Here is a 16935-nt window from a genome sequence, read left to right on the forward strand (position 1 = left end):
TCATTCACAATTGCACTTCTTCCATGGCAGAACGGGTGTGGCGCGCTTCCATTATAATAGGGGGCTCTGCGCTGACGGATACAGAGCCGATGCCCCGATTTTCGGATTTGACAACCTGCCCTGAAATCGCGTATAATGCAAAAAGCGATCAAAGAAAGGAGCGGTGAACAATTGTACGGACTTCTGAGCGCAGAAACGGTGAATCTGCCAAGAACTATGTGCTACGCGTTCTGGTGGACAACATTGTCAACACCTGTCTGGAACCCGGAGAAAAACTCAACGAGCCGGAATTGTGCCAGCAGTTGGGAGTCAGCCGGATGCCCTTCCGGGAGGCAGAGTTGGAGCTGGTGCAGCGGCGGCTCATCGAGATCCGTCCGAAGATCGGCACCTATGTCTCCCTCATCGACGCGGAGCTGGTAGAGGAGGTGCGGCACCTCCGGGCGGTGCTGGAGATCGATCTGGCCGAGATGGCCTGCCAGATGCTGAACAATCAGCAGCTGGACCACCTGTGGGAGAATGTGGCGCTGTGGCAGATGTACATTCAGCGAGCGCAGGAGGAAAAGATCTTTGCGCTGGACAAGGGATTCCACCGGCTGCTTTATGTGCAGTGCGGCTGCCCGTACTGGTACGATCTGGTGGAAAATCTGGCACCTCATTTTGACCGCACCACGGTGCTCAGCTTCCGCTGCCGTCCGGCAGAGGCCATTCTGGACGACCACACCAGTCTGCTGAAGGCCATCGAAGCAAAGGATGCTACCGCTGCGCGGACCGTTGCCGCCCGGCACATGCAGCGGTATACCGAAAACCTTGCCACCATCCGGGAGTCCTTCCCCCAGTATTTTAAGTGAATATCCCCGAATTTCCAGAAGCTCTGTCGTTTTTTCCAAAGGACAGAGCTTCTTTTTGTGCACGTTTTTTGCCGAAACGGCTTGACAATCCCGACTGCAAGATGTATTTAAAACGATGAAATATATTTCAATAAGGTAGAGGCTATCACCCGGGAAAATGAGCTGTACTACCTGCACACCGCTCACGGCGATTTCTGCACCCGCTGGGTGGTCAACGCCGCTGGTCTGGGCGCAAAACAGATCTCCGACCTGCTGGGCCTGACCGGCTACCGTGTCATCGGCTCCCGCAGCAACTACATCATCCTGCACAAGCGCATGGGCAAGCTGCTGCCCATGCCGGTGTACCCGGTGCCCAGCAACACCTACATGGGCATCCACATCACCCCCACCGTGGACGGCAACGTGACTGCCGCATCGTGGTGCGCCAGAACGGTGTGGAAGTTGCTGCCAAGAAGATGAAGAAAGCTATTCCTGCGGAGATGATCCAGTTCAAGGTCTCTGCTGCCAAGCTGCAGGAAACGGGCGCACTGGAGGTGTCGGTGGAATGAAAAAGCAATTTACCTGTATCGTCTGCCCCAACGGCTGCGAGATCGAAGCCGAAGTTGAAAATGGTCAGGTGATCTCGGTCACCGGTCACACCTGCCCCCGCGGCGAACAGTATGTCCGTCAGGAGCTGACTGCGCCCCGCCGCACCATCGCCAGCTCGGTGCTGGTCAAGGGCGGCGAGCTGCCTGTTACCAGCGTGCGCCTGACCAAGGCCGTCCCCAAGGATATGATCTTCCCGGTGATGGACGAGATCCGCAAGGTGGTGCTGACAGCACCGGTCAAAGCGGGCACCATCCAGATAGTTGTCCGGGTGTGTATCCTAGGTGACAAAGATCTGCTCCGGACGGTAGGTGCGGATCTTTTCCAGCACCTTCGGCAGAATGGCTTCGGCCTCTTTTGTGCCAAGCGAGCCGGTGATAAAGTCGTTTTGCATATCCACTACGATCAGAAATTTCATACGGAGTACCTCCCAAACGGATGTGTCAAGACACCTTTTCTTTCAGTATGACGTCTGAAAAAATGCAAGGTTTTGTGGACTGCTCCTTTACAAAATGTGAGCTGGACCACACCGCCCTGAAGGATTGCAGCCTGAAAAGTTCTGATTTCCTGCAGACGGAAATAGACTGAAAGGACGCACATCACAACAAGGTAAACCGAAAAGGGGGAGCCTATGGAGAAAACTTCTTTTATCCTGCACGAAAAATTCCATTCTGAGACCAACCAGCAGCGCAAAGAACGTTTTCAACGGGAGTTTGAACGATATATCGTTGATAGACTGTCTGCTGCCGATCCGTCAAAGGCCGGTGTCTGACAGAGTGTCACTGCAATGGTGCAAAGCATGAAAGCAGCAATTTATTGCCGTCTGAGCAAAGAAGACGAAACCAAAACCGGTGAATCAGAAAGCATCCAGAACCAGAAGTCGATGCTGATCCAATACGCCATGGAAAAGGGGCTTGAACTCTACCAGATCTATTCTGATGAGGATTACTCCGGCATCGACCGGAACCGTCCGGCCTTCAATGCGATGATCCAGGCTGCCAGCGAACATAGGTTTGATGTGGTGCTGGCAAAGACCCAGTCCCGTTTTACCCGTGATATGGAGCTGGTGGAAAAATACCTCCACGGAAAGTTCATGGAGTGGGGCATCCGGTTCATTGCGGTGGTGGACCATGTGGATACCGACGATACCGCCAACAAAAAGTCCCGGCAGATCAACGGTCTGATCAACGAGTGGTATCTGGAGGATCTGTCCGTCAATGTCCGTTCGGTGCTGGACCACAAGCGGAAGGAGGGGCAGTACATTGCCTCCTTTGCGTTGTATGGCTACCGGAAAGACCCAGCGGTGAAGGGGAGACTTCAGATCGACCCGGAGGCGGCGGAGGTGGTGAAGCGGATCTACGCCATGGCTCTCCGCGGCGTGGGAGCCCACAAGATCGCACAGATTTTGAACGAGGAGGGGGTGCCGAGCCCCACGGCGTACAAGCAGCAGAACGGAGACCGCTGCCACCTGACTCGGAAAACGCCCTATGAGCCGCTGTGGAGCAGCGGGACCATCTACCAGATGCTCCACAACCAGACCTATGCCGGGGATCTGGTGCAGGGGCGGCACAAAAGGGTGAGCTATAAATCCAAGCGGACGGTCTGGCTCCCCAAGTCTCAGTGGATCGTGGTGGAGAACACTCACGAAGCCATCATCGACAAGGATACCTACGCTATGGTGCAGCGGACGATGCAGGGCCGCACCCGCAGCGGCGTCGGCGGCATGATCCACCCTTTGGCACGGAAAGTGGTGTGCAGCTGCTGCGGCTGCATCATGGAGCAGACCGGCCGGCCGCCCAAGGCAGATGGCACCCGTGTGCGCTATGTCCGCTGCCGGATGCACCAGCGTGACCCCGGGCGGTGCGGGAACAGGACCTGCACCAACCTGAATGACCTGCAGGAGCTGGTGCTCCGGCGCATCCGGGAATATGCAGAGGACTACTTCGACCCGGAAAAGGTGGAGCTGCCCCGGAGGGATGACCCGGTGCGGCAACAAGCGCAGCGCAGTGAGCTGAAACGGCTGAAAAGCGAGGTAGAACGGCGCCGCAGGGCTGTGCAGCAGCTGTATCTGGATAAGGTGTCCGGTTTGATTGACGCCGTCCAGTTTTCGGAAATGAACCAGTCTTTTCTGAAAGAAGTGAAAAAGGCAGAGACACGGATCAATGCATTGGAGGCGGAACTGGAACAACAGCAGGAAGAGACCGGCGTGGTGCAGGCGCAAATGCAGCGTGTCCGAGAACTGGCACAGGTTTCGCATCTGACCCGCGAACTTGTTGTGCTGCTGGTGGACCGTGTAGTGGTCGGGCCGAAGGATGCACGGATGGGTGGGCAAAAAATCACGATCGAATGGAATTTTTGAGCGAAAAAGCTCTGGATGACCCGTTGGGTTATTTTCGTCCGGCCAGGTAGGGTAGACTTCGCTGGATGCAACATTGGCGATATAGTCCCGGAAGGAGACAGTCACATTGCGGGCGGATGCCGCAGGCCTGCCCAGATGCACCGTGATGTTTTTGGGAATGATGACTCTGTCCAGCACCCGGGGCACGCAGTTTTGCACCGGCTCCGGGCCGCTGCCGCCGTCTCCGGTGAAAAGCGAATGCTCCGGGATGACCACCGGCACATTCGGGATATCGCGGCCTTCCTCGGTATCGGGGATCATCTCCGGCTGGGCAAGGGTGACCTGCCCGGCAAAGATCTGCACGCCCTGAATGCGCACGGTGCGGTAGCCTGCTTTTGCGGCAGTCAGATCCACAACGGCATAGGGCCGGATGGTGTTGTCCTCCTGCAGGGACAGCGCACAGGAGGGGGCTTCAATGGAGAGGTCGGCAGCGGTGCCGGTCTCGTCGGTGATACGCTGAGCGGTAAAGCCGTTGCCGGACACGGTGACGAGAACACCCTCGATGGGCGAGGACTGACGGGCACCGAAAGCCTGAATGCGTAGAATGCCGGTGTTTTTCATAGGCGGATGCTCCTTTGCTGTAAAAGTGGTATCGCTTCTCTCACAGCGTATTCCACTGCGCCGCCGCGCGTGAATGGGGCTTTTCTTTTGCAGCAGAGGAGTGTATACTGGAAGCAGTTAGGCGGGTGCGCCCACTCCGGCAGGATGACACGAAGCCATGGTCTAAAGTGCAGGCTGCAATTAGGATCGACGATGCACCACTACGGGAAGTGCGAGGGCTTCTCACGCTGGATGGACTGGCGAGCGGAAGCAGGACGGAGTGGGCGCACCTGCCGTTCGGACAGCCTATGATAAGAAGCATAAAGGAGAATACAGCAATGCAGGCAACCATTCACAATGAATTTTTGACCTTGACTGTGGATACCCACGGTGCCGAAGCCGTCAGCCTGAAAAATGCGGCGGGGGAAGAGCTGCTCTGGCAGGCCGACCCGGCAGTGTGGAAGCGCCACGCACCCATTCTGTTCCCGTGGACGGGCAAGCTGCCCGGCGGCACCTTTGAGGCGGGCGGCAAAACGTACAAGGGCGGTCAGCACGGCTTTGCCCGCGATGTGGAGCACACCCTGCTCAAGGCCGAGGGCGACACCATCCAGTTGGAGCTGAGCTCGGATGATGCCATCAAAGCCGAACGCTTCCCCTTCGACTTTGTGCTCACCAGCACCTTCCATCTGGACGGCAAGACCGTGCACCATACGCTGACGGTGCGCAACCCCGGCACCGAAGAGCTGCGCTTTGGCATCGGCTATCACCCGGCGTTCAACATCCCCTTTGATGCACAGCACACCACCACGGATTACGAGTTCCGGTTCGACCAGCCGGAAAGCCCGGTCATTCTGGATGCCCGCCCGAACGGCCTGCTGTCTGGCAAGTGCTATTATCAGTGGAAGAACCAGCAGGCCATCCAGCTGACGGATGATCTGTTCGCAAACGACAGCTTTTGCATGGCGGGCCTGCGCACCAAGACCATTGGCATCTATGAGAAAGGCACCGGCCGCAAGATCACCTGCAGGGTGGAGGGCTACCCCTATTCGCTCATCTGGTCGGCTCCCGCAAAGCCGGTGCGGTTTGTGTGCATCGAGCCATGGCACAGCCTGCCCGCCGCCGAGACTGACCCGCAGGCGTGGAGCCAGCGTGCAGCCGCCGCCTGCCTTGCCCCGGGTGAAAGCTGGGAGACCACCCTGAGCACCACATTTGACCGCTGAAAAAGGTGAATGACAAAACCCTCTCAGGCGCTAACGCGCCAGCTCTCCCGAAGGGAGAGCTTCATGAAGCGCGCAAAAGCTCCCCCTTCGGGGGAGCTGGTATCGCGAAGCGATGACTGAGAGGGTTCGGAAAACAGCTAAGCTGATTTAAAGAATCATCGAAAAAAGGCAGTGCTGCACAGAATGCAACACTGCCTTTTTATCTAATGGTATCTTAGTAGGCCACGCCCCAGTAGACCATGGCCTTGGCGGGTTTGCCGCAGCAGGGGCACACATCGCTCAGGTGTTCCTGCTCAAACGGCATGCAGCGGCTGGACAGGCCGACTTCTTCCTTCATCTTCATCTCGCAGGCAAGGTCGCCGCACCACATGGTCTTGATGTAGCCGGTGTTTGCCTTGGCCAGCTCCTTCACCTCGTCCATGGTGGTGGCAGCCCAGGTGCGCTTCTCGCGGTTGGCAAGAGCACGCTCGTACAGGTCCTTGCGCAGGGCCTCCAGCTGTGCGGGAATCGCAGTCTCCAGCTCGTCCAGAGAGACGAAGACTTTTTCGCGGGTATCGCGGCGCACCAGCACGCACTGGTTCTTTTCCAGATCCTTGGGGCCGATCTCCAGACGCAGGGGCACGCCCTTCATCTCCCACTGAGAGAACTTCCAGCCCGGTGCGTTGTCGCTGTCGTCCAGCTTCACGCGGGCATACTTGCTGATCTTCTCGGCCAGCTCGGCAGCCTTCTCGGAAACGCCGGGCTTGTGGGCTGCGATGGGCACTACGACCACCTGAATGGGGGCCACTGCCGGGGGCAGGATCAGGCCGTCGTCGTCGCCGTGGGTCATGATGATAGCGCCCACCAGACGGGTGGAAACGCCCCAGCTGGTCTGGAACGGATGATGCAGCTGGTTGTCGCGGCCGGTAAAGGTCACGTCATAAGCCTTGCTGAACTTATCGCCAAAGTAGTGGCTGGTGCCGCTCTGCAGGGCCTTGCCGTCCTTCATCATGGCCTCGATGGTATAGGTGGCCTCGGCACCGGCAAACTTTTCCTTGTCGGTCTTGCGGCCCTTCACCACGGGGATGGCCAGATCCTGCTCGCAGACATCTGCGTAGCAGTTCAGCTGCTGCTGGGTCTCAGCCTCAGCCTCGGCGGCAGTCTCGTGGATGGTGTGGCCTTCCTGCCACCAGAACTCGCGGCTACGCAGGAAGGGGCGGGTGGTCTTTTCCCAGCGGACAACGCTGCACCACTGGTTGTACTTCATGGGAAGCTCACGGTAGCTGTGCAGCACGCGGGACCAGTGGTCGCAGAACATGGTCTCACTGGTGGGACGCACGGCCAGACGCTCTTCCAGCTTGTCGGAACCGCCCATCGTGACCCACGCCACCTCCGGCGCGAAGCCATTGACCAGTTCGCCCTCCTTCTGCAGCAGGCTTTCCGGGATCAGCACGGGCATTGCCACGTTCTCATGGCCGGTGGCCTTGAAGCGGGCATCCATGTCCTTCTGGATCAGCTCCCAGATGGCCTGACCGTAGGGGCGCAGGATGATGAAACCCTTCACGCTGGAGTACTCCACCAGCTCTGCCTTCACGCAGATATCGGTGTACCACTGTGCGAAGTTCTCTTCCTGGCTGGTGATCGCCTGTACGAGCTTCTTTGAATCTTTTGCCATTTTTGCTTTTTCCTCCTAAGGCCGTGCGCCAAACGGCTTGCGTTCCGCACGAACCATATTAAAAGCCCCGTCCATGCAGTGCGGCCGGGTGCCGCACCAGAAGGCAGGGCTTTTTGACTGAATCAGTTCTGCGCGTGGCTGTCCACAAAGTTTACCACATCGCCCACGGTGCGCAGGGACTCGATGGTATCGTCCGGCACCTCAATGCCAAACTCATCCTCCAGCGTCATCACCATATCCACGATATCCAGACTGTCGGCCTCAAAATCGCTCATGATGTCACTGTCCATCGTGATCTTTGCCGGGTCAACATCCAGCTGCTCCGCCAGCAATGCACGGATTTTTTCAAAAGTATCCATTCCTGTGGTCTCCTTTTTGCAGTTGTTTTGCCTGTCCTGTACACCGGTGCCGTGCGTGCGGCTGCCGTGACGGATGCACCCGCAGATGCTGCGCGGCCCCGGACTGTACAAAACTCTCTCTTTTTTTATATCCCATGCCATGCGTATTGTCAAGCCCTGTTTTCCATTCTGACAGATTCCTTTGCGAAAAATTGCCGGAAAGGTGCATTTTCGCTTGACAGGAGCGCCCCGGTTTCTTATCATTATAGAGTAGCGAGTTTATAGGGACTGACCACAAGTCCCATGAAGGAGTTTTGAGCATGAAGCTTTCATTTACCAAAATGCAGGGCTGCGCCAACGATTATATCTATCTGGACTGCCGCAAAAGCGGTGTGCCGGAGAACATTGCAGCCCTTTCCAAAAAATTGTCCCGGCGGCATTTTTCCATTGGTGCGGACGGCATCATCTGCATCTGTGCTGCGCAGACGGCGGGTGCGGACGGCATGATGCGCATCTTCAACGCAGACGGCAGCGAGGGCAGGATGTGCGGCAACGGTATCCGCTGTGTGGCTGAATGGCTGTACACCCACGGCATTGCCAAAGAGACCCTTGCCATTGATACCCTCAGCGGCCTGAAGACCGTCACCCACAAGGGTGCGGGCCTGTGGCAGGTGGAGATGGGCGCTTACAGTGCCATGCCTGCCAGCCTGCCTGCTGTGAACATGGGCGAAGAACCGCTTGTGGACAAAGAACTGACCGTGGACGGCAAAACGTGGCATGTGACCTGCATCAGTGTGGGCAACCCCCACTGTGTGACCGTGGTGGAGGATGTGGACAGCCTGAAGCTGGAAGAGATCGGCCCGGCCTTTGAGCACCACGCAAACTTCCCGGAGCGCATCAACACCGAGTTCGTGCAGGTGGTGGATCCCACCCACCTGAAGATGCGGGTGTGGGAGCGCGGCAGCGGCGAGACATGGGCCTGCGGCACCGGCACCTGCGCCACCGTGGCGGCCCTGACCGAGCTTGGCATCTGCCCGGCAGGCGAGGACATCCATGTGCAGCTGCGCGGCGGTGTGCTGACCATCCGGGTATTGCCCGGCAGACAGCTGCTGATGACCGGCGCCGCCGAGACCGTGTGCGAAGGCACGACAGAAGTGTAAGGAAAACGAAAACCCTCTCAGTCGCCTAACGGCGACAGCTCTCCCGAAGGGCGAGCTTTTCCACATCAAGAGGAAAAGTTTTTCTTCACAACAAAAAAGCTCCCCCACTCGGGGAAGCTGGCGTCGAGCGGACGCGAGATGACTGAGAGGGTCATACCAAAACAGAAGCGAGGGAAAGTACTATGAAGATGAACAAGCATTACAACGAGCTGAAGGCAAGCTACCTGTTTGTGGACATTGCCCACAAGGTGGCCGCTTATCAGGAGGCACACCCGGAGAAGGAGATCATCCGTCTGGGCATTGGCGATGTGACCCAGCCGCTGGCAAAGTGTGTGGTCAAGGCCATGCACGATGCAGCCGATGAGATGGGTACCAAGGAAGGCTTCCACGGCTATGGCCCGGAGCAGGGCTACCCCTTCCTCAAGCAGGCCATTCAGAGCTACTACGCAGGCCGCGGCACCCAGCTGGCAGAGGATGAAATTTTCATCTCTGATGGTGCAAAGAGCGATCTGGCCAACGTACTGGGCCTGTTCGATGTGGACAACACCGTGCTGGTGCCGGACCCCGTTTATCCCACCTACGTGGACGATAACGTGACCGATGGCCGCAAGATCATCTACAGCCGCACCAGTCAGGAGAACGGCTTCCTGGGAATGCCGGATGAGAATGTGAAGGCTGACATCATCTATATCTGCAGCCCCAATAACCCCACCGGTGCCGCCTACACCCGCGACCAGCTCAAGGCATGGGTGGACTACGCCCGTAAGAACGATGCCATCATCCTGTACGATGCTGCATACGAGTGCTTTATCTCGGACGAGAACCTCGCCCGCAGCATCTTCGAGATCGAGGGTGCACGGGAGTGTGCCATTGAAATTTGCTCCTTCTCCAAGATCGCAGGCTTCACCGGCACCCGCTGCGGCTACACTGTGGTGCCCAAGGAGCTGGAGCGCGAGGGCATGAACATCAATAAGCTGTGGCTGCGCCGCCAGACCACCAAGTTCAACGGTGTGCCTTACGTGGTGCAGCGCGCCGCCGCTGCGGTGTTCACCGAGAGCGGCATGGCCGAGATCCAGCAGAATTTGGACTACTACCGCAAGAATGCCAAGGTCATCGCGGACGCTCTGGACGAGTGCGGCGTGTGGTACTGCGGCGGCAAGAACAGCCCCTACATCTGGCTGCGCTGCCCCGGTAACATGAAGAGCTGGGAGTTCTTCGACTGGCTGCTGGAAAACTGCGGCGTGGTCGGTACCCCGGGCGTGGGCTTCGGCGAGTGCGGCGAGGGCTACTTCCGCCTGACCGCTTTCGGTGACGCCGAAAAGACCAAGATGGCCGCCGAGCGTATTAAGACCGCCATCAAGGCACTGTAAAACCTAAAAAATGCACCTGCTGTCCGTTTTGGACGGCGGGTGTATTTTTTTGCGTATTCTCTTGACAAATCCGTATTTACTGTATATACTGTAAATATACAGATAAAACACAAAAGCCAAAGGAGCAGCCGATGGAACTGTTTATCAACAACAAAAGCGGCGCGCCCATCTATGACCAGATCTACAACCAGATCAAGCAGCAGATCATCAGCGGGGCTTTGCAGCCGGACGAGGCCATGCCCTCCATCCGGGGGCTGGCACGGGATCTGCGCATCAGCGTCATTACCACAAAGCGCGCCTACGATGAACTGGAAAAAGAGGGCTTCCTTTACGCAGTACCGGCAAAGGGCTTTTTTGTAGCCCCTAAAAACACCGAGCTGCTGCGGGAAGAGAACCTGAAAAAAATTGAAGCGCACCTTACCGAAGCTGTGAAGCTGTCCGCATCCTGCGGGCTGAGCAGGGAAGAGCTGCGGGAGATGCTGGAACTGCTGTGGGAGGGCTGAACATGAACGCACTGGAACTGCGGGGACTTACTAAGCACTATAAGGACTTTACCCTCGGACCGCTGGATCTGACACTGCCCGGCGGCACCATCTGCGGCCTGATCGGTGAAAACGGCGCAGGCAAAAGCACCACCATCAAATTGATTCTGGACATGCTGCAGAAGGACGGCGGTACCGTGACCATTTTGGGCAGGGACAGCCGCACCGACCTTGTACACACCAAGGAAGAAATCGGTGTGGTTCTGGGCAGCGATGGCATTCCCCTGTGCCTGAACGCTGTGGAGGTGGGCAAGGTGATGGCGGGCATCTACCGCAACTGGGACGCTGGTGACTACACGGCGTTTTGCCGGAAATTTGACCTGCCGCCGGACAAAAAGTATAAGGATTACTCCGCTGGAATGCAGAGGAAGCTGTGCATTGCGGTGGCGCTTTCCCACCACGCAAAGCTGCTGCTGCTGGATGAAGCCACCAATGGGCTGGACCCGGTGGTGCGGGATGAAGTGGTGGATATCCTGCTGGATTTTGCCCGGGACGAAGAACGCTCCATCCTCATTTCCTCCCACATTGTCAGCGACCTGGAAAAGCTGTGCGATACCATCGCCTTTCTGCACAAGGGTAGGCTGCTGCTCTGTGAGGAAAAGGATGCCTTGCGGGAGGAATACGCCCTGTGGCATGGCACGGCGGCGCAGCTGGCGGCGTTGGATGCACAGGTGTACGGCAAGCGGGTCACCCCCTACGGGGCAGAGGCGCTTGTGCGCCGGGACGCCCTGCCTGCCGGGGCAGAGCTTACCCCGGTAAGCATTGAGGAATTGTTTGTACTGATGGTGAAAGGGGAGTGTGCAGAATGAAAGGCTTGCTGCTAAAGGATGCTTATCAGATATGGCACTATGCCAAAGGTGTCATTGTGGCCGCCGTGGTCATGATGGGCGCAGGCGTGGTTACCATCATGAATGGGGCCAATTTCTTTATTGTATATGCGGGCTTTCTGATGGGCATGATGCCCATGACCCTGCTGGCCTATGATCAGGCCAGCAAATTCAGCGAATACGGTGCCGCGCTTCCGGTCACAAAAGAGCAGTTGGTGGGCAGCAAATACATCGTTGGTCTGTGCGGGCTGGTGCTGGCGGAACTCTTCGCCGCCGCAGCCCTTGGCGTGGCAAGCCTGCACTGGACAGCTGTGGACCATGCGCTTGTGGTTTCCACGCTGGTGCAGGTAGGCATGACAACGCTGCTGAACAGTGCCGTTCTGCTGCCGTTGAATTACCGTTTTGGCTACGAAAAGGCAAAATATGCGTTTTATCTTATGGTCGGCCTGGTTGCGGCTCTGATGGGGTTTGGCATGTCCGCCAATGAGGACGGCCTGGCCCGGAACCTTCTGCCGCAGGGCGTTCCGCCACTGGCTCTGCTGGGCATTGTACTGATCGTTCTGGGGCTGTACTCCCTCTCTTGGCGGCTGTCCGTTGCCTGGTACGGAAAGGCAGAGCAGTAAAATGAAGAAAAGTCAGATCGCGGGTATCCTGTTCGGCGTTGCCATGGGCGTTTTGTTCAGCGTGTCGCTGGGGACAGTGGGTTTTGTGCTGGGCGCCAGCTTTGCAATTCTGGGCATGGTGATGTTCAAAGGATTGGATGACCCACAGGATAAAAAGTAAGCTGCAAAAAAGAGCGCCGCCCCTGCAGGAGAATCTTCTCTGGCAAGGGCGGCGCTGTATTTATTTTTCGGGCTTTTCGGCGTTTTTCTGTGCGTCTTCCAGCTCCTCCACCCGCTTTTGCAGAGCGGTGATCTTGTCGTCCATTTTCAGGAACGTCCACACCAGAACAGCCAGCACCACCGCAGGCGGAACCACCATCCACAGGGACTGCTGGCACCAGAGCAGCAGCGAATAGCCGCCGAACACGGTAAAGAGGAACACGGCAAACAGGCTTGCAGCCAGTACAGCAAAAAATCCCATATAAATGCCCTCTCTCGGCTTATTCCTCGGTCTCGTCCTCTTCGTCCGGGTCCAGCTCGATGCTGAACACGGCTTTCTTCAGTTTGCCGCAGCCCTGCGCCTTCAGACCGGATTTATAGGGCTCTCCGGCCAGATACAGGGCAAACCGCCCCTCGCACAGCATTCCGGCAATGCTGGTGCCTGCGGTACCCACGGTGGTGTCGGTGGCTTCGTCGGTGGGCTTTGTGGGGGTCAGCTCTGCAAGGCTCACCTCAAACAGCTCGCTGCCGTCCAGATCGGTCTCCAGCGTGATGTGGTTGTCGTGACGCTGGAACAGCGCTTTATCGGAAGTCAGCGGTGTGACGGTGCTCACAGTGACCACAGCCTTTTCACCGTCGATGCGGGTGCGTCCGGCGGGCAGGGTGGTGATGTCCCGCGCCATGATATACTCAATGACGGTGTCGAGGTTGTCGCTCACGCCCAGATAGTTGGGCAGATTGTTCAGGGTATCGTAGATCATGGAAAAGTCCTCCAGCTGTATGGTTTTGATTATCTGTATGGTATCACAGGCAGGGCATAGATGCAATACGAACGATTTGAATGTGCTCCGCTTTGCTCTGTACAAATTCAGCGGAAATGAATTTTTAATTTTGAAATACCCTTTTTCACGAAGAAGGGCTGAAACCAGAAAATGCATATTTCCATTCCGGCCTTTCCAGTGAAAATGCACCTCCGGGCAGACCGCAGTCTGCCCGGAGGTGCTCTACTTAAAAGTAATTTCCGCTGAAAACAGCCAGAGCGAAGCGAAGGCGATTCAAAACAAAAAGCTCACTCTGCGTCCTTGGGGTCGGTCATCAGTTCCTTGATGCTGGGCACAACGCCGCCCAGATTCTGAAGCTCCGAAGGAATGATGATCTTGGTTGCCTTGCCGTTGGCCACCTTGGCCAGAGCTTCCAGACTGCGGATGGCCAGAACCTTATCGCTGGGCATGGCCTCGTTCAACAGGCGGATGGCATCGGCATTGGCCTTCTGAACGGCCAGAATGGCCTGTGCTTCGCCCTCGGCTTCCAGAATGCGCTGCTGCTTCACAGCATCCGCGCGCAGGATGGCGGCTTCCTTTTCGCCCTCAGCGGCGGTAATGGCGGCCTGCTTTTCACCGTCGGCTTTCAGGATGACGGCGCGCTTCTCGCGCTCAGCCTTCATCTGCTTCTCCATGGCTTCCTGAATCTCACGCGGCGGGATGATATTCTTCACCTCCACGCGGTTCACCTTGATGCCCCACTTGTCGGTGGCTTCGTCCAGGATGGCGGTGATCTTGCCGTTGATGACATCGCGGCTGGTCAGGGTGTGGTCCAGCTCCATTTCGCCGATGATGTTGCGCAGGGTGGTGGCGGACAGGCTTTCGATTGCCGCAATGGGCTGGTTGACACCGTAGGTGTAGAGCTTGGCATCCATCACCTGAAAGAACACCACGGTATCGATCTGCATGGTAACGTTATCGCGGGTGATGACCGGCTGAGGGGGAAAGTCTGCCACCTGCTCCTTCAGGCTCACCTTTTTGGCGATGCGCTCGATGAAGGGAATCTTAATGTGCAGGCCTGCCGACCATGTGTCGGAGTAGCTGCCCAGCCGCTCAACGACATACACCTTGGACTGGGGCACGATGACGATATTGGTGATGATCACCAGCAGGACGACAAAGACCAGCGCGAGGATCAGAAAAAACATGACCATAGTGGTTCTCCTTTTTCAGATGGGTGCAACGTTTCAGCGCAGAACGCAGATCACGCTCTGCGGCTTTCGGTCAATACGGGCTCCACGATGAGCAGGGTGCTGTGCAGTTCGGTCACACGGCAGCGCTGCCCGGGGGTGAGAATGTCGCCGGGAGTGGCGCAGCGGGCATTCCAGTCCACGCCGTCCAGCCGCACACGGCCCGGCAGGTCGGCGGTGATCGTGGTCAGCACGGTGGCCTCCCGGCCAAGGTTGCGGTCGCCATTGGTGGGGGTGGTTTTCTGGCGCAGCTTTGCAGCCAGCGGCCGGAACGCCAGCAGGCACAGAATGCTTACCACGATGAACACCAGGGCCTGCGCCCGGAACGAATCCGTGAACAGGCAGGTGAGCAGGGCGGCAGCTGAGCCGACGGCGAACCAGACGGAGGTCATGCTGAAGGTGGAAGCCTCCAACAGCAAAAAGCCCACCACGGCAGCCAGCCAGAGAAATGGAACAGGATTCATGGTTCTCCCTCCTTATGCCCCTATTATAGAGTATCCCCCGGGTGGAAGGTCAAGCGTTTTTTGCTGGAACGTTGCGCAGAAAACGAAATAAAGAACAAAATAAATGAAAAGCAGTGCAAGATGTAGTTTGCGGATACGGCCCTTTGTGTGAAAATGCAACAACGGGCGGCCCGCAGGCTGCCCGTTGTTGCGAAAATAAAAGATAAAATTTCCTCTGAATGTGCCCAGAGCGAACGCGGCGGGCATTCAAATCGTTTTTACTTGATATCGTAATAGCTGTGGTTCGGGTTATGCCCGTTCTCCTCCACCACGATGGTAAAGCCCATGGGGTTCACCTCCGTGTGCTTGCCGGAAGCCAGCGGCTCCACGATGATGTGCTCCGAGCGGTTCACGATGATCTCGGCTGTTTCCGCTTCGCCTACGCGCTGGTAGTGCAGGATGCCGTCCTGCGCCCGGAGCACCCGCAGCTCGCCGGTGCGGAAGGCTTCACAGGTGTGGCGCAGCTGCGCCAGCTGTGCCAGCACCGGCTTCAGGCGCTTTTCGTGGCTGTCCCAGCAGAAGAAGGCACGGTTGAAGGGGTCGCGGTAGCCCTGCATCCCGATCTCATCACCGTAGTACAGGCAGGGCACGCCGGGCAGCGTGTAGATGATGGCATAGGCCATGCGCAGGCGCAGCATCCCTTCCTCGTAGGCTTCGCCGACCACACAGCGGCCGCTCTGCCACTCGCGGCCACGGCCGTTGGCGGGCTCGTCCGCAATGACGGTGAGGGCGCGTTCGGTGTCGTGGGTGGAGAGGAAGTTCAGCGCAGTGTCCATGGCAGGGGCGGGGTAGTGCTCACAGATGGACAGAATTTCGCCCATGGCCTGCTCGGCGGGCTTACCCTTTACAAAGTCCAGCACAGCGTTCTTGAAGGGGTAATTCATCACGCTGTCCAGCCCCTTACCCAGCAGATAGGTGCGGCGCTGGCCAAAGCCGTATTTGGTGGTGGCATCCTCCCACACCTCGCCCAGTAGGAACTTCTCCGGGCTGACCCGTTTGACGGCGGCGCGGATCTTTTCAATAAAGTCGTCCGGCAGCTCGTCGGCCACATCCAGACGGAAGCCTGCGGCACCGCGCCGCAGCCATGTGTCAATGACACCGCCCTCGCCGGTGATGAACTCCACATAGGAGGGGTTCTCTTCGTTCACCTCGGGCAGAGTCTCGAAGCCCCACCAGCTGCGGTAGCCGCCCTTATACTTGGGGTCAAAATCGTACCAGCTGCGGTAGGGGGAGTTGGGGTCGCGGTAAGCGCCGCCATCCCCATAGCGGCCTTCGCGGTTGAAATAGCGGCTGTCGGAACCGGTGTGGCTGAACACACCGTCCAGCACGATGCCAATGCCGTACTTGGCGGCCTCGCGGCAGAGCACCTCGAACTCCTCGTTGGTGCCCAGCAGCGGGTCTACGTTGAGATAGTCGGCGGTGTTGTAGCGGTGGTTGGAGTGTGCCTCAAAGATGGGGTTGAGGTAAAGGTAATCCACCCCCATCTCCCGCAGGTAGGGCAGCTTGATGCGGATGCCTTCCAAGTCGCCGCCGAAATAGTCCTCGTTCAGGTGGCCGCCGGTCTCGTTGGGCTGCCAGAAGGGTTCGGCGTGTTTGTCGGCCTGATACAGCCGGTCCGGGAAAGGCATGGGCTTGTTCTCAATGCCCTCGCAGAACCGGTCCGGGAAGATCTGATAGAACACCTTGCCCTTGATGCACTCCGGGGTCTGGAAACCGGCATCGTAGACGGTGATTTGCCACTTTTCGCCTTCCTGCCAGCTGACAACGCCGCAGTTGTCCGGCCCGCGGTAGATGCGGCGGAAGTCGGTGTAGAGGTCGAAGTAGTAGAAGTACAGGCCCGGGTCGTTCAGCGGCAGCTCCACGGAAAAGTGGTTCTGCTGGGGGGTCTGGCCGTCGAACTTCATGCGGTAGTGCACCGGCACGTCATATTTTCCCTCCTTCTGGAGCACCAGATGAGGATCGACATAGCCCAGCTCTTCCGGGATGCAAAGGGTCAGGCGTACGGTCTGACCGGCCCGCAGTGCGCCAAAGGGCTGCTTGAAATAGGGGTCGTAGCTATTGAACAGACAAGACAAAGCAGGGTCGTCCTTTCTCAAAAAAGCCCCGGCGGGCCAAACG

General features: G+C 57.8%; 20 protein-coding genes. 13 read left to right on the plus strand and 7 right to left on the minus strand.

The genetic code is table 11. The features are described 5' to 3' along the window. The first annotated feature begins 218 nt into the window (after positions 1-218). The 7 genes from GKG36_RS00945 to GKG36_RS00980 all read left to right on the plus strand — a co-directional run bounded on the left by GKG36_RS00945 (position 219) and on the right by GKG36_RS00980 (position 5591). Positions 219-848: a GntR family transcriptional regulator gene (locus GKG36_RS00945; RefSeq protein WP_243145066.1), complete on the plus strand. Its 630-nt coding sequence runs from the start codon at positions 219-221 to the stop codon at positions 846-848. A 171-nt stretch (positions 849-1019) separates the two neighbouring features. Continuing rightward, on the plus strand, positions 1020-1307 hold the full coding sequence (locus GKG36_RS00950; protein ID WP_242959405.1) for a hypothetical protein: 288 nt from the start codon (positions 1020-1022) through the stop codon (positions 1305-1307). An 85-nt stretch (positions 1308-1392) separates the two neighbouring features. Further along, the gene (locus GKG36_RS00960) at positions 1393-1902 is read left to right on the plus strand and encodes a DUF1667 domain-containing protein (RefSeq protein WP_343214680.1); all 510 of its coding nucleotides are present in this window, start codon (positions 1393-1395) and stop codon (positions 1900-1902) included. Between the two features lie 162 nt (positions 1903-2064). Further along, positions 2065-2205: a hypothetical protein gene (locus GKG36_RS00965; RefSeq protein WP_154258627.1), complete on the plus strand. Its 141-nt coding sequence runs from the start codon at positions 2065-2067 to the stop codon at positions 2203-2205. Between the two features lie 27 nt (positions 2206-2232). Further along, positions 2233-3792, plus strand: coding sequence for a recombinase family protein (locus tag GKG36_RS00970; protein ID WP_097778388.1), 1560 nt, complete (start codon positions 2233-2235; stop codon positions 3790-3792). Positions 3793-3927: 135 nt separating this feature from the next. Further along, positions 3928-4374 carry a hypothetical protein gene (locus GKG36_RS00975; RefSeq protein ID WP_154258629.1) on the plus strand — a complete coding sequence of 149 codons (447 nt, stop codon included), beginning with the start codon at positions 3928-3930 and terminating at the stop codon, positions 4372-4374. A gap of 335 nt (positions 4375-4709) precedes the next feature. Further along, positions 4710-5591, plus strand: a complete 882-nt coding sequence (locus GKG36_RS00980; RefSeq protein WP_120019659.1) for an aldose 1-epimerase family protein — start codon at positions 4710-4712, stop codon at positions 5589-5591. Between the two features lie 214 nt (positions 5592-5805). On the opposite strand, the gene proS is transcribed toward GKG36_RS00980, so the two are convergent. Together proS and acpP are read right to left on the minus strand one after the other, a co-directional pair. After that, positions 5806-7245 (minus strand): proline--tRNA ligase, encoded by a 1440-nt coding sequence (proS, locus tag GKG36_RS00985; RefSeq protein WP_097778196.1) that lies wholly within the window; start codon positions 7243-7245, stop codon positions 5806-5808. 122 nt (positions 7246-7367) lie between these two features. Further along, on the minus strand, positions 7368-7604 hold the full coding sequence (acpP, locus tag GKG36_RS00990) for an acyl carrier protein (RefSeq protein ID WP_154258637.1): 237 nt from the start codon (positions 7602-7604) through the stop codon (positions 7368-7370). Positions 7605-7903: 299 nt separating this feature from the next. Between acpP and dapF the strand changes: the two genes are divergently transcribed. From dapF to GKG36_RS14540, 6 genes are all read left to right on the plus strand, one after another. Continuing rightward, positions 7904-8743 (plus strand): diaminopimelate epimerase, encoded by an 840-nt coding sequence (gene dapF / locus GKG36_RS00995; protein ID WP_154258639.1) that lies wholly within the window; start codon positions 7904-7906, stop codon positions 8741-8743. A 182-nt stretch (positions 8744-8925) separates the two neighbouring features. Further along, positions 8926-10113: an LL-diaminopimelate aminotransferase gene (locus GKG36_RS01000; protein WP_154258641.1), complete on the plus strand. Its 1188-nt coding sequence runs from the start codon at positions 8926-8928 to the stop codon at positions 10111-10113. An 83-nt stretch (positions 10114-10196) separates the two neighbouring features. Then, positions 10197-10616, plus strand: coding sequence for a GntR family transcriptional regulator (locus tag GKG36_RS01005; RefSeq protein ID WP_347563026.1), 420 nt, complete (start codon positions 10197-10199; stop codon positions 10614-10616). Between the two features lie 2 nt (positions 10617-10618). Then, entirely contained in the window at positions 10619-11464 is an 846-nt protein-coding gene (locus GKG36_RS01010) for an ABC transporter ATP-binding protein (protein ID WP_154258643.1), read from the plus strand. Continuing rightward, on the plus strand, positions 11461-12105 hold the full coding sequence (locus GKG36_RS01015) for an ABC-2 transporter permease (protein ID WP_154258645.1): 645 nt from the start codon (positions 11461-11463) through the stop codon (positions 12103-12105). The genes GKG36_RS01010 and GKG36_RS01015 overlap by 4 nt, the downstream gene beginning before the upstream one ends. A gap of 1 nt (position 12106) precedes the next feature. After that, positions 12107-12265, plus strand: a complete 159-nt coding sequence (locus GKG36_RS14540; protein ID WP_173012852.1) for a hypothetical protein — start codon at positions 12107-12109, stop codon at positions 12263-12265. A gap of 60 nt (positions 12266-12325) precedes the next feature. On the opposite strand, the gene GKG36_RS01020 is transcribed toward GKG36_RS14540, so the two are convergent. From GKG36_RS01020 to GKG36_RS01040, 5 genes are all read right to left on the minus strand, one after another. Beyond that, positions 12326-12565, minus strand: a complete 240-nt coding sequence (locus GKG36_RS01020) for a hypothetical protein (RefSeq protein ID WP_097781956.1) — start codon at positions 12563-12565, stop codon at positions 12326-12328. A gap of 19 nt (positions 12566-12584) precedes the next feature. Continuing rightward, positions 12585-13064, minus strand: a complete 480-nt coding sequence (locus tag GKG36_RS01025) for a YhcH/YjgK/YiaL family protein (RefSeq protein WP_005939922.1) — start codon at positions 13062-13064, stop codon at positions 12585-12587. Positions 13065-13372: 308 nt separating this feature from the next. Continuing rightward, positions 13373-14278: an SPFH domain-containing protein gene (locus GKG36_RS01030; RefSeq protein ID WP_005939926.1), complete on the minus strand. Its 906-nt coding sequence runs from the start codon at positions 14276-14278 to the stop codon at positions 13373-13375. A gap of 50 nt (positions 14279-14328) precedes the next feature. Then, on the minus strand, positions 14329-14778 hold the full coding sequence (locus tag GKG36_RS01035; protein WP_118528053.1) for an NfeD family protein: 450 nt from the start codon (positions 14776-14778) through the stop codon (positions 14329-14331). A 257-nt stretch (positions 14779-15035) separates the two neighbouring features. Beyond that, entirely contained in the window at positions 15036-16892 is a 1857-nt protein-coding gene (locus GKG36_RS01040; RefSeq protein WP_154258647.1) for a glycoside hydrolase family 13 protein, read from the minus strand. Positions 16893-16935: the final 43 nt, after the last annotated feature.

Source organism: Faecalibacterium sp. BIOML-A1 (assembly GCF_009679715.1).
GTDB classification, from domain to species: Bacteria; Bacillota; Clostridia; order Oscillospirales; family Ruminococcaceae; genus Faecalibacterium; species Faecalibacterium taiwanense.